Origin of the sequence: Vogesella oryzagri, from assembly GCF_040148885.1 — a bacterium.
Lineage (GTDB): Bacteria > Pseudomonadota > Gammaproteobacteria > Burkholderiales > Chromobacteriaceae > Vogesella > Vogesella oryzagri.
This window is the reverse complement of the sequence record NZ_JBEFLD010000004.1, coordinates 289,661-301,991: the sequence shown is the minus strand read 5'-3', so window position 1 is coordinate 301,991 and position 12,331 is coordinate 289,661. Positions and strand designations below refer to the sequence as shown.

Here is a 12,331-nt window from a genome sequence, read left to right as displayed (position 1 = left end):
TTGATTTTTTGTTTTTTGTACAGTACAAATACTGTACAAATGTATGCAGCACTGCAGTTCATGGCCAGATGTCAGTCGCTGCATCGGCTTAAGTGCCAAGGAGGAGTCAATGAAAATAGCCGTGGTGGGGGCAGGAATTGCCGGGTTGTCTGCGGCCTGGTTGCTAAGCCGCAGCGGGCACCAGGTCGTGGTGTACGAAGCCAATGACTACGCCGGCGGGCATAGCAATACCGTGGACCTTACCTTGCAGGGGGTGACGGCCCCGGTGGACACCGGCTTCCTGGTGCACAACGACCGCACCTACCCCAATCTGACCCGCCTGTTCCGCCTGCTGGGCGTGGCGGTACACGAGACGGAAATGACTTTCTCGGTGGCGCTGGAGCAGCCGCAGCTGGAATGGGCCGGCACCAGCCTGGGCAGTCTGTTCGTGCAGCGTCGCAATCTGCTGCGCGGCCGTTTCTGGCACATGCTGGGAGACATTCTGCGGCTGCACTGGCTTGCCCCGCGGCTGCAGCTGGAAGCGCACGCCAGTGGTGAGACGCTGGGCGAGATACTGGATCGCTATCAGTTTGGCCAGCCGCTGCGCGATTGGTACCTGCTGCCGATGGGGGCCGCGATCTGGTCCTGCTCCACCCGCGGCATCTCCCGGTTTCCGGCTGCCACTTTTTTTGATTTCTGTCTCAATCATGGCCTGATGCAGGTGCTGGACCGGCCGCAGTGGAAGACGGTGCTGGGCGGCTCGCGCGAGTATGTGCGCCGCATGCTGACCAGCTGCGGCCAACTGCGGCTGCAGACGCCGGTAACGCAGGTGCGCCGCAGTGAGCAGGGCGTGTATGTCAGCAGCCGTCACGGCGAGGAGCATTACCACCAGTTGGTGCTGGCCTGTCACAGCGATCAGGCGCTGGCGCTGCTGGGCGATGCCGATGCAACCGAGCAAGGGGTGCTGCGGCGTTTACCGTATCAGCGCAACCGTGCGCTGCTGCATACCGATGCGAGCTTCCTGCCCCGGCAGCGTGCCGCCTGGGCGGCGTGGAACTACCGTGTCGGCAGCCCGGGGCCGAGCGATCAGCCGGTGATGGTGAGCTACCTGTTGAACAAGCTGCAGCCGCTGCCGTTCAACCAACCGGTGATGGTGACGCTGAACCCCTATCGCGAGCCGGAGCAGGTGCTGGCCGAGTTCGATTATGCGCACCCGGTATTCGATACCGCCGCCATTGCCGCACAGCGCGACATTGCCCAGATTCAGGGCCGTCGCCACACCTGGTTTGCCGGTGCCTGGGCCGGCTATGGCTTCCATGAAGATGGCCTGAAGGCCGGTATGGCGGTGGCGCGTGGCCTGCAGGCGGAGATCCCATGGCAGCTGGATCAGCCCTTGCAGGCGCACGAAGTGTTGCCGCCACTGGCAGCGGCGGAGGCGGCGTGAAGCCGCCGCAACTGTACCGGGGCGAGGTCTGGCACGGGCGCAGCCAGCCGGTGCGGCACCAGTTCCGTTACCGCCATGCCTGGGTGGCGATCAGCCTGCCGCAGCAGGATGTGACGCAGCTGCGGCTGGCGCCCGGGGTGCGCTGGCAGCGTCGCCGCCACGGTCCGCGCGATGGCAGCGCGCTATGGCCATGGCTATGCCAGCGTCTGCAGGAACACGGGGTGCACGAGGTTGGCCGCATCGAGCTGCATACCCTGCCGGCGGTGCTGGGCTACGTGTTCAACCCGGTGAGCTTCTACCTGGTGCTGGATGGCAGCAAGCAATTGCGCGCGGTGTGGGTGGAGGTGAACAACACCTTTGGCGCCCACCACGACTACTGCCTGCACCATCCAGACCTGGCGCCGATCCGGCCCCGCGACGGTTTTGTCGCCCCCAAGGCGCTGCAGGTATCGCCGTTTTTCCAGGTCGAGGGCGAATACCGCTTCCGCTTTCACCGCGATGCCGCCTCCGGCCGTTTCAGCGTCGCCATCGACTACAGCCGTGATGGCAGCCGGCGCGACTTTGCCGCGCGGCAGCACGGTTGGCCGCAAGCCGCCACGGCGGCCAACGTCTGGCGCCTGGTGCTGGCCTGCGCCTCGCTGACCTTTGCCGTGTGGCTGCGCATTCACTGGCAGGCCTGGCGGCTGTGGCGCAAGGGGGCGCCATTTTTTGGCAGCGATGGCCGTGTCGACAGGCCGCACCAAGCCTTGGCCGAGCCAGCGGCAGTCGCCAACAACCAAGCCCAACCGTCCCCCAACAGAGAACAACCTCATGAATACCGCTTCCGACACCCTGCGGCGCGCTGATGCGCCAACGGCGGCGTATCAGCAGGCAGCCGGCAAGCTGCCCTGGCTGGCGCGGCCATTGCTCGCCGGCATGGAAAAGCTGCTGTATGGCGAACTGCTGCTGCACACGCCGGATGGCGGCCAGCGGCTGTTCAACGGCCGCCATCACGGCAGCCGTGCCGAGCTGCAGCTGCACGACTGGCGCGCGCTGCGCCGCATTGCGCTGGCCGGTGATATCGGTCTGGCGGAAGCCTGGCGCGATGGTCAGGTCTCGGCAACGGACTGGCCGGCACTGCTGAAGCTGGCGCTGGAAAACGAGGCGGCTTTCGAGCGTGCCATCCACGGTAGCTGGCTGGGCACGCTCGGCTACCTGCTGCGCCACCTATCGCGTGCCAATTCGCGCCGTGGCAGCCGCCGTAACATCCATGCCCATTATGACCTGGGCAATCACTTCTACCAGCTGTGGCTGGACCCGGGCATGAGCTACTCGTCCGGTATCTATGCCGGTAATGCCGCGCTGTCGCTGGAGGATGCACAGCAGGCCAAGTACCAGCGCATCCTGCAACGACTGGCGCCCAGCGCCGGGCAGCGCGTACTGGAGATCGGTTGCGGCTGGGGCGGCTTTGCCGAGCAGGCGATCCGCCAGTGCGGCGTGCATGTCACCGGGCTGACGCTTTCCACCGAACAGCTGGACTGGGCGCAGCAAAGGTTGGCCGCAGGCGGGCTGGCACAGCAGGCCGAGCTGCGGCTGCAGGATTACCGCGATGTCGGCGGCCAGTACGATTACATCGTGTCGATCGAGATGCTGGAGGCGGTGGGCGAGCGCTGGTGGCCAAGCTACTTCGCCAAGCTGCGCGATTGCCTGAAGCCCGGCGGCAAGGCGCTGGTGCAGGTAATCACCATGGGCGACGAGCATTTCGCACGCTATCGCAGCGGTACCGACTTTATCCAGCAATACATTTTCCCGGGTGGCATGCTGCCGTCGCCGTCGCGGTTGCAGCAGGAAATTCAGCGTGCCGGGTTGCATCTGGCCGATCGCTACACCTTCGGCGCCGATTACGCGCTGACGCTGCGCGCCTGGCTGGCGCGCTTCGAGCAGGCGCTGCCGCAAATCCGGCGCCAGGGCTTTGACGATGGCTTCATCCGCCTGTGGCAGTTCTATCTGTACTACTGCATTGCGGCGTTCGAAGCGGGGAGGACCGATGTTTGCCAACTGGAAATCCAGCGTCGTGCCTAGCGCGCTGCACTGCGGCGTGGCCTTGTTACTGTGGTCGGAGGCTGCCATGGCACTACCAGCAGAACTGAACGGCTTGCAGCCATTGGGGGCGGGCAATCTGCGCTGGTTCGGCTTCAAGCTGTACGACGCCACGCTGTATACCCGGCAGGGGCAGGCGTTTGACTGGAATCAGCCGTTCGCGCTGGCGCTGCGCTACGCGCGGGATATTCCGTCGGCACGCATCGTGGACGCCAGCGTGGAGGAGATGCAGCGCTACGGCATGCCGCCGGAGCGCAAGAACAGCTGGCGCGCGCTGATGCAGAGCGCCTTTCCCGATGTGAAGCAGGGTGACGAAATCATCGGCGCTTACCAGGCTGGCAGCGTGCGCTTCTGGCACAACGGGCGGCTTACCGCCACGGTGGAGGATCCGCTGTTCGGGCGGATGTTCTTCCGCATCTGGCTGGACCCGGCATCGCGCGCGCCGGCACTGCGCCAGCAGCTGCTGCGGAGCCAGGGGTGAAGCCGCTGCAGCTGGCGCTGGCCGGTATCGGCGCTCTGCCGCTGGCCATGGTGGCGCTGCCGCTGTACGTGCACACCCCGGCGCTGTATGCCCGCGAATTCGGCGTGGCGCTGGGCAGCCTTGGCATGGTGCTGTTCGCCTGCCGGCTGCTGGATACGCTGCTCGACCCCTTGCTGGGCCGCTGGCAGGACAAACTGGCGCCAGTGCCGCTGCATGCGGCCAACCTGCTGGCCGGCATGGTCGGGCTGGCCGGCTATGGCTGGCTGTTGTACCCGCAGGCTGGTACGGCGCTGCTGCCACAGCTGGCGATAGCGTTGGTGCTGGTGTACCTGGCGCACGGCTGGCTGAACATCGCGCTGCTGCGCTATGGCGCGGCGCTGTGGCCCACGCCGGCCGGGCGCATGCGGGTGGCGGCCTGGCGTGAAAGCTGGGGCGTGATTGGCGTGTTGCTGGCAGCAGCCTTACCCGCCTGGTGGGCGGCAAGCAGTGGCGAGCTGGCTGCCATGCGCCAGTTCCTGTGGCTGCTGTTGCCGTGCAGTGTGCTGGCTCTGCTGGCCACGGCGCTGGCGCCGGCGGCACCGGCAGTGTTGGCCGCAGGCCGGCAGTCATCCGGCTGGTGGCGCTCGCGCAGCTTGCAGCTGGCCGCGCTGGTGCTGCTGCTCAATGGCCTGGCCATGGCGCTGCCTGCCACGCTGTTCCAGTTCTACGTGGCCGATGTGCTGCAGGACAGCAGTGCCGCCGGCCCATTGCTGCTGCTGTATTTCCTGGCCGCCATGCTGGCCATGCCGCTGTGGGTGCGGCTGGCAGACCGTGTCGGCAAGGTGCTGGCCTGGCGTGCCGGCATGCTGCTGGCGCTGCTGGGATTCGTGCCGGTGTTGTGGCTGGGGGCAGGGGACATTGCCGGCTTTGCCCTGGTCTGCGTGCTGACCGGGCTGGCGCTGGGGGCGGATCTGGCGTTTGGCAGTGCGCTGGTGGCCGATGAACTGGGCGACAACGTGGCGCGCCACGGTGGTGCTGCCTTCGGGGTGGTGTCGATGCAGGGCAAGCTGGCGCTGGCGCTGGCTGCCGGCATCGCCCTGCCGCTGGCGCAGTGGAGCGGCTACCAGCCTGGCGAGGCTGCCGGCGGCCTGCTGTATCTGTACGCCAGCCTGCCGGCGATCTGCAAACTGTCGGCCTGGTGGCTGTTGCGCCGCCTGCCGCAATCAGGAGTTTCACCATGTGGCAAATCGGTCGTACCGCCCTTGTGCTGATGCTGTGCCTGCTGGCGGGTTGTTCCACTGCCGGCATCGAGGATTACCGCGGCACGCGGCCAAACTTTGACCTGCGGCAGTTTTTTGCCGGCCCGCTCACCGCGCATGGCATGTTCCAGGATCGCAGCGGCAAGGTGCTGCGCCGCTTTACCGTGGCCATGCAGGGACGCTGGCAGGGTGACACCGGCGTGCTGGATGAACAGTTCCGCTACGACGATGGTGAAACCCAGCGCCGGGTGTGGACCCTGAAAAAACTGCCGGATGGCCGCTATCTCGGCACGGCGGCCGATGTGGTGGGCGAGGCCAGCGGGCGTGCCGAGGGTTTTGCGCTGTTCTGGGACTACACCTTGCGCCTGCCGGTGGATGGCAAGGAATACGAGGTCCGCTTTGCGGACTGGATGTACCAGCTGGACGAGCGCAGCGTGCTGAACCGCTCGGTGATGAGCAAGTTCGGCGTGCGCCTGGGCGAGGTAACGCTGTATATCCGCAAGGAGGACACGCCGTGAGCCTCAACCCCCGGCTGCGCGACTGGCAGGGCCGGCATGTTTGGCTGATCGGCGCCGGTCATGGCATTGGCGCCGCGCTGGCACGGCAGCTGCGTGCCGCCGGCGCGATTCTGGCCTTGTCCGGGCGCAGCGAGGATGCGCTGCGCGAGGTGGCGGCCGACGATGCGCAGTGCCTGGTGCTGCCGCTGGATGTCACCCGCGAGCAGGACTGGCAGCAGGCCTGCGGCCAACTGTTGCAGCGTTGGCCGCGTATCGACCTGGTGGTGATGCTGGCCGGCGACTACCGCGCGGTGCGCGCCTGGCAGCTAACGGCTGAGCTGGCGCGGCACATGGTGGACGTCAACCTGCTGGGGGTGATGTATGGCACCGCCGCCGTGGTGCCGGCGCTGCTGCGGCAGCAGCACGGCAGTATCGCGCTGGTGGCCAGCGTTGCCGGCTGGGCCGGCATGCCCAACGGGCTGGTGTATGGCGCCACCAAGGCAGCGGTGAACCACTTTGCCCAGACCCTGTACCTGGACTTGCGGCCGCGCGGCATCGGCGTGCATGTGGTCAACCCGGGCTTCGTCGCCACGCGGCTTACCGCGCAGAACGACTTTGCTATGCCGGCGCTGATCAGTGCCGAGCAGGCGGCCGGCGCGTTGCTGGCCGGCCTGGCGCGCGGCGATTTCGACATCCACTTTCCGCGCCGCTTCAGCCTGGTGCTGAAGCTGGCGGCGCATTTGCCCTACCGGCTGTATTTCTGGCTGGCACACAAGGTTACCGGCTTATGAACGATATGCTTGCCCGCCACCTGGACTGGTTTGCCGGCCTGTCGCCCGCCACGCTGGCGCAGATCGACCGTGTGTATGCCGCCGATGCCAGCTTTCGCGACCCGTTTCACCACTTGCGTGGTCGCACTGCCATACAGGAAGTGTATGCGCGCATGTTCCGCACCCTGACACAGCCGCGTTTCGTCATCGGCGAGGTGGTGCAGCAGGGCAATACGGCATTCGTGAACTGGGATTTCTGCTTTGCGCTGCACGGCCGCCAGCTGCAGATCCACGGCGGTACGCTGTTGCGGCTGGATGACGCCGGCCTGATCCGCGAGCACCGCGACTACTGGGACGCCGCCGAAGGCGTATATGAGCAACTGCCGCTGCTGGGCTGGCTGCTGCGCTGCCTCAAGCGGCGCATGGCATAATGCCCGCCTTTGGCCATCTTCACGCTGACCCTGCCATGTCTGCCATTACCACTTCTGCCCCTTCAGGACTACCCATCGCCGCAGTCGAGCGCGAAACCGGTATCCCCAAGGACCTGCTGCGCATGTGGGAACGACGTTACGGCTTTCCGCAGCCGCAGCGCGATGCCGCCGGCGACCGCCAGTACTCGGCGGCAGAAGTCGCCAAACTCAGGCTGATCAGCCGGCTGCTCGACCTCGGTTTTCGCCCCGGCAAGCTGGTGCGGCTGGAGATTGACGCCTTGCAGGCGCTGACCACGGTGCATACCCCGATGCAGGAGGTGCCGGCCAACTGCAGCCGTCTGGTGGCGGTACTGCAGGGCCACGCTGCCGCGGCGGCGCGGGAGTACCTGCGTCACCAATTGCTGGAGCAGGGCCTACGCCACTTCGTGCTGGAGTTCCTGCCGGCCGCCAATCAACTGGTGGGCGAGGCTTGGTTGCGCGGTGAGCTGCAGGTGTATGAAGAGCATCTGTATTCGGAAGAGGTCACCCGGGTGATCCGTGAATCGCTGTCCACGGTGCCGGCTGGTCGGCAAACCCCGCGTGTGATGCTGACCACCTGTCCGGGTGAGCAGCATGTGCTGGGTCTGTTGATGGTGGAGACGCTACTGCGGCTGCATGGCTGTGACACCATTGCCTTTGGCGCGCAGATGCCGCTGAGCGATATTGTGCAGGCCGCCGGCAAGCATGCGGTGGATGTGGTGGTGTTGTCGTTTTCACCGTCTTACCAGGGCAATATCGCTGCCGATCTGGCGCAACTGGCGCAGCAACTACCTACTCGGGCGCAGCTCTGGGTGGGCGGCGGCGGTTGTCGTCAACAGAGCAACTTGCCGCCGGGGGTCAGCCATGTGCGCGAACTGACCGAGCTGGACGGGCTAGTGGAGTGCTGGCTGCAAGCTTGAGTGCGGCATGAGTGGGCCGGCGCTGTGTCTGTAACGTTGGTGGTGGACCTGATTGTCATGGCGGTGGTTTGTTCTACGCCTCCCAGAGTTTCGCCAATTTCTTAACCTCACTTTCAGTCCACTTTGTTGCGGGCAACAAGAACCAAGCCAAGAAAGACTTTTGGCAGGATTTTCGAAGGAAGATCGGCGCGCTGGCCATCGCCGGTCTGATGGTACTGACGATGCTGGTGAACCCAAGCCAGACAAGCGCTAAAGCCCCCCAAGGGGTTTAGTGTTTACGTCGTATAATTCGGTCATATGTCAAACAGATTGGCGCGGTAATATGCTGTTGCGTTTTTACCAATGCGAGTAAGACGATTCCCCCGCGCTGACTTCCCCTGCAACCCTGATGATCTCATCAGGGTTGTTTGCTTTGGCGACGCCGCAGGCATTGCGGCCAAGCTCCATGTCACGGTTGACCAGGTGGAACGCTGGCGCATCGGCACAGATGCCGTGCCGTTCGCGGTGTTCGCCTTCCTGCAGGCACAAGACAAGCCGGTGCTCACCGACATGTGGGGTGAGTGGGCTGGTTTCTACCTGGACAGGGGCCGGCTCGTGTCGGACGAGTACCGGGCCGGCATCGGCCTCGATGACGTGCTGCGGCTGCGGGAATACCGCCGACTTGACCAGCTGGTCAGGGAGCAGGCCGAGACCATCGAACGGCTGCTGGTGGAGAGGGATTTCTATCGGCGGCAGTGCCACCGCGAGGCCAAGTTCGGGATGATGATAAACCGGCTGTTCAAAGGGTAGTGAACCGGTCGTGGCGGCGGTAATTCTGGATGCGGTTAAGTGCGGCCATGGTGGCGTGATAGCGGCTCAGCCGCTCGTTCATCAGCTGCTCGTGGGCAATCATCTTGTTGGCCAGCTCGGGATTGTTGCCGCAGGCAGCCACAAGCCGATTGTGGGCCAGTCGGTCACGCTTCGACATGGTGCGGAACCACTTTTCGCGGTGCGTTTGCGGCAGACTGAAAATCGAGATCACCACTGCAATGAACAGCAGCGTAAAGGCGCAGAGCAGAAGCAGCTTCATGGCGTCAATGCTTGAATGTCGTTGGCATCATGGTGGGGCAGAAGCTGGCCGGTTGGCAAGGGCTGGACTACCCCCGAAAAAGGGGCTGGAGTCTCAAAATGAGACAAAAGACGGGTATTACCAGTCACCCGTCTGACTTCAAGGCAGGCCGCGCCCCGTCGGGGGCGCTTTGTTTTGGTGGCACGGCGGAAGGGCAAAACGGCAAGGTCAAGTGCGGGGTAGGTCAAGTGCGGGGTAGGTCAAGTGCGGGGTAGGTCAAAGGCGGGGTAGGTCAAAGGCGGGTAGGTCAAAGGCGGGTAGGTCAAGTGCGGATAGGTCAAGTGCGGGTAGGTCAAGTGCGGGTAGGTCAAGTGCGGGTAGGTCAAGTGCGGGTAGGTCAAAGGCGGGTAGGTCAAAGGCGGCAGGCGGGCAAGGCGTGGTCAAGGCAAACGGCGGCTTCAGTCGAAAAACGTTTCAAGTCGCTGCCGCGCTGACGCTTGGCGGGTCCTGCCTTCACGTTGTCCGCAAGCGGCCAACGTGAAAACAGAACCTGCATTTAGTCGCCGGGCGGCTGCGCCGCTGCGGGCGACTCAGTGCGAGTGCCATCACTCCAGCGGACGGTAAAGGCGTAGTCGGGCGGCACGCCGCCCGTGAGTGGCAGTTCCAGGCGCAGCGTGCGGCCCTGAGAGACGATTACGCACACCGGGTGCGCAATCCTGCCCTCGTACCACACAGACGCGCTAGCGGTGGCTGCAGGGTGCACAGCGAGGGCGTGCAGCTGGCAGACGTCGTTGAGCAACATCATGCCGCCATGAAGCCGATGAAGCCGGCAAACAGGTAAAAGCCCACCTGGATCATCTGGATGAGTTCAGTCGCTTGGTCGGGAGTCATGAAAGCCTCACTGGGATTGCGCAAAGGTGGTGATGGTCTTTTCCCAGGTGCGTTGCAGTGCCGCGGTTGCCTGGATAGATCCGATGGTTGCCAATTGTGCGGCCCACTGCGACGGCAGGACGGCGTTCAGCACGTCGGCGATGGATGCGGGCACGGTGTTGCCGATCATCGCCACAATGGCCGCTATGGCGCCGATGTAAGCCAGCATGGCGGTGGCCATGAATGCCGCCAGAGCATACGCCATTGACTTGTCGGCGAAGAACTTCGCCACCCATTCAAGGAGTGGCGCAAAGATGGCAAGAACGAGTGGCATGGTTAGGCCTCGCTGACGTGCTGTCGCCGCAGGGTGTTCCACGCGTAGAGCGATACCAAGCCCCACACTGTCCAGTTGGCAACGGGTTGGTAGGTTTCGCAGAAGCCAGGCTGCAAAAAGTTGATGGTGAAGGTGCGGCCAAACATAGTGACTGTCCTAGCAAGCGTGCAGGAGCCGCCACCAGCAGGAATGCCGATGTGGCTGAGAATCTGAGTAATCGGCCCGCCATAACCGGCAGGGTCTGGCTTCATTGCATTGAGCTGGTCAACGGCAGCGGCTGTTTGTGCCGGCGTAGCCAACGGCGGCGCTTCCCGCGTTTGCGTCATGGCATCCGAAATGGACGTGACTTTATCCCTGGTCTGATTCTGTGACTGGAGCTGCTGATTCTGCAGCTCAAGCTGTTGCTGCTGAATTTGAGCGTTGGCCCAATTGCAGTTTGAAATCATGGTGCAGCTAATGGGCGGCGTAATCACCGGGTCACCGGTAGTCGTTTGGCCCTGCCCCTTTTTGTAGTCGACATTTTGCGTAGTCACGATAGGCTTGGCCCTGCTGTTATCCAGCGTGGTATTGCCGATCTGTGTAATAGGCGAACCGATGTCATCGTTCATTGGTACGTTTTGAACCACACCAATTGAGCCAGAACCAATCTGGATAACGCCAGATTCACCGTTGGGGCCGACTAAGGTGATGGTCTTACCATCAGACGAGACAGTGAGCTTGACGCCGTTGATAGTGACTGTGGTCGGCGCAGTAGTTGGGCAAGAAGGATTATCCGGGTCATAACCAACCACACCGGCAGTCAGCACCAACTGACAAGGCGTACCAGCTGGCTTTTTTACTAAAGCGCCATTTGAAAGAACACAAGCGCCAGATTGCATGGCGTAGCCAGCAGGGCAAGAAGGATAAGCACGCGACAGCCAGCTACCACTATTGCCATTGCTGGCAGACCAGTAGCAACGAAAACCTACAGAGCCATCAGCAGCGGGAGGGTCAAGGGGGCCAATGCCTTGATATGTAACAACAATACCGCCGGTACTGTTGGCCGCGACCAAATCTTTGCATTTAGCAACTGCGGCATCCTGCAAGGAAGACGGAGAACTGGTTGCAGGTGGCGATGGTGCACCAGTTGAATCCCTGCCCCAACCAGTAGGCTGACACAGACCAGGCTTGCCCAAAGCGACCACCATGAGGCACTTACCAATGCCTGGATAACGATCCTCTGCCGCAGCCGCAATACCACCACCAATACCCAGCCCGATCAAACCCTGACCGATGCGCCAGCCAAGAAGTGCACCCGCACCAGCAGCATCATAGGCACCAATAAAACCAAGCATGGCGGGGACAAAGGCATAAGCCTTGATCGGCATAAGCACAGACAGAAAAACGAACGATACCAGGACGAACCAGGACTTGATTTTGTTCAGCATGATGCAAGCTCCAGCTTGGCCAGAATCTTTTTAGTGGAAGTGGTGCGATAGACAACCATCAGGCCTAACCAAGCCGCCAGTTGAAGAGGCAGCAGCAGGTTGGCCGTGAGCGTCGGCTTGGACGGCAGATAACGGCGGACGGCCAGGTGCGGCGTCAAGGTGCAATACATGCCGGACGCGCCATCATGGGAAAACAGCTTGGCGGTGTCGTAAGCCTTGCCAATCTTTGCTGGGAAATAGAAATCCCTGGCGGCAATCGGTGCGTGCTGTTCAGAGCCGTATTTCGTGACAGCCAGGTGCATCGGTGGCAGCGGAATAATGCCGCCGAGTTTCAATTTGTCCATACGCTTGCAAATCACGACATGCTCGGCAAACAGCAGGCGAATCTGCTTATCCAGAGCCTGAATGTGCTGAATGATCAAAATCACATCCCAGCCCAATTTACGTGACAAGGCGAACCATTCAATCAGCTTGATGCGGTCGGGGTCGTTATAGGTGCGGGCATTCAGCACGAATGCGCCTTCATCGATAATCAGCAGCCCGGATTCGCGTTCGTTAGGGCCGCCACGACCAAGGGCGTGTAAATCAGCAGAGGTAGGAATATCCGGCAGAATCGTGGCGTATGAATCTTTATGCGCCGAATCAAAGCCGGTGAAGTCCAAAGGAAAATTCGCCGCAACGCGGCGATTTTTATTGAGGTAGCGTAATGCGCGCGAGACAGCCCAAGAGGTCTTGCCACTGCCCAGTGTACCCATTGCAATAAACCAAGCCATGACAAGACCCTCCGACCTGGCT

15 protein-coding genes are annotated in these 12,331 nt (G+C 62.8%); 11 read left to right on the top strand and 4 right to left on the bottom strand.

Going from position 1 to position 12,331, the window contains the following annotated elements; genetic code table 11:
- Window positions 1-109: 109 nt before the first annotated feature.
- From ABNW52_RS09190 to ABNW52_RS09140, 11 genes are all read left to right on the top strand, one after another.
- Complete coding sequence (locus ABNW52_RS09190; RefSeq protein ID WP_349586702.1) at window positions 110-1,423, top strand: NAD(P)/FAD-dependent oxidoreductase; 1,314 nt, start codon at window positions 110-112, stop codon at window positions 1,421-1,423.
- A complete protein-coding gene (locus ABNW52_RS09185) occupies window positions 1,420-2,268 on the top strand; it encodes a DUF1365 domain-containing protein (protein ID WP_349586700.1) in 849 nt (282 codons plus the stop codon). The genes ABNW52_RS09190 and ABNW52_RS09185 overlap by 4 nt, the downstream gene beginning before the upstream one ends.
- A complete protein-coding gene (locus ABNW52_RS09180) occupies window positions 2,234-3,484 on the top strand; it encodes a cyclopropane-fatty-acyl-phospholipid synthase family protein (RefSeq protein ID WP_349586699.1) in 1,251 nt (416 codons plus the stop codon). The genes ABNW52_RS09185 and ABNW52_RS09180 overlap by 35 nt, the downstream gene beginning before the upstream one ends.
- Before the next feature lie 46 nt (window positions 3,485-3,530).
- Window positions 3,531-3,983 carry a chalcone isomerase family protein gene (locus ABNW52_RS09175; protein ID WP_349586697.1) on the top strand — a complete coding sequence of 151 codons (453 nt, stop codon included), beginning with the start codon at window positions 3,531-3,533 and terminating at the stop codon, window positions 3,981-3,983.
- Window positions 3,980-5,233 carry an MFS transporter gene (locus ABNW52_RS09170; RefSeq protein WP_349586695.1) on the top strand — a complete coding sequence of 418 codons (1,254 nt, stop codon included), beginning with the start codon at window positions 3,980-3,982 and terminating at the stop codon, window positions 5,231-5,233. The genes ABNW52_RS09175 and ABNW52_RS09170 overlap by 4 nt, the downstream gene beginning before the upstream one ends.
- Window positions 5,200-5,739 carry a DUF3833 domain-containing protein gene (locus ABNW52_RS09165; protein WP_349586693.1) on the top strand — a complete coding sequence of 180 codons (540 nt, stop codon included), beginning with the start codon at window positions 5,200-5,202 and terminating at the stop codon, window positions 5,737-5,739. The genes ABNW52_RS09170 and ABNW52_RS09165 overlap by 34 nt, the downstream gene beginning before the upstream one ends.
- Window positions 5,736-6,509 (top strand): SDR family NAD(P)-dependent oxidoreductase, encoded by a 774-nt coding sequence (locus tag ABNW52_RS09160; protein ID WP_349586691.1) that lies wholly within the window; start codon window positions 5,736-5,738, stop codon window positions 6,507-6,509. Before ABNW52_RS09165 ends, ABNW52_RS09160 begins: the two co-directional genes overlap by 4 nt.
- Window positions 6,506-6,919, top strand: coding sequence for a nuclear transport factor 2 family protein (locus ABNW52_RS09155; protein WP_349586690.1), 414 nt, complete (start codon window positions 6,506-6,508; stop codon window positions 6,917-6,919). Before ABNW52_RS09160 ends, ABNW52_RS09155 begins: the two co-directional genes overlap by 4 nt.
- 35 nt (window positions 6,920-6,954) lie before the next feature.
- A complete protein-coding gene (locus ABNW52_RS09150; RefSeq protein ID WP_349586688.1) occupies window positions 6,955-7,857 on the top strand; it encodes a MerR family transcriptional regulator in 903 nt (300 codons plus the stop codon).
- 68 nt (window positions 7,858-7,925) lie between these two features.
- Window positions 7,926-8,129, top strand: a complete 204-nt coding sequence (locus ABNW52_RS09145) for a hypothetical protein (protein ID WP_349586686.1) — start codon at window positions 7,926-7,928, stop codon at window positions 8,127-8,129.
- Between the two features lie 190 nt (window positions 8,130-8,319).
- Window positions 8,320-8,646, top strand: coding sequence for a hypothetical protein (locus ABNW52_RS09140; RefSeq protein ID WP_349586683.1), 327 nt, complete (start codon window positions 8,320-8,322; stop codon window positions 8,644-8,646).
- Here ABNW52_RS09140 and ABNW52_RS09135 read toward each other — a convergent pair.
- From ABNW52_RS09135 to ABNW52_RS09120, 4 genes are all read right to left on the bottom strand, one after another.
- The gene (locus ABNW52_RS09135) at window positions 8,636-8,926 is read right to left on the bottom strand and encodes a hypothetical protein (RefSeq protein ID WP_349586681.1); all 291 of its coding nucleotides are present in this window, start codon (window positions 8,924-8,926) and stop codon (window positions 8,636-8,638) included. The genes ABNW52_RS09140 and ABNW52_RS09135 overlap by 11 nt on opposite strands.
- Window positions 8,927-9,803: 877 nt before the next feature.
- A complete protein-coding gene (locus tag ABNW52_RS09130) occupies window positions 9,804-10,109 on the bottom strand; it encodes a hypothetical protein (RefSeq protein WP_349586678.1) in 306 nt (101 codons plus the stop codon).
- Window positions 10,110-10,111: 2 nt separating this feature from the next.
- Window positions 10,112-11,536, bottom strand: a complete 1,425-nt coding sequence (locus ABNW52_RS09125) for a hypothetical protein (RefSeq protein WP_349586676.1) — start codon at window positions 11,534-11,536, stop codon at window positions 10,112-10,114.
- Window positions 11,530-12,309 (bottom strand): zonular occludens toxin domain-containing protein, encoded by a 780-nt coding sequence (locus ABNW52_RS09120; protein ID WP_349586674.1) that lies wholly within the window; start codon window positions 12,307-12,309, stop codon window positions 11,530-11,532. Before ABNW52_RS09120 ends, ABNW52_RS09125 begins: the two co-directional genes overlap by 7 nt.
- Between the last annotated feature and the right edge of the window lie 22 nt (window positions 12,310-12,331).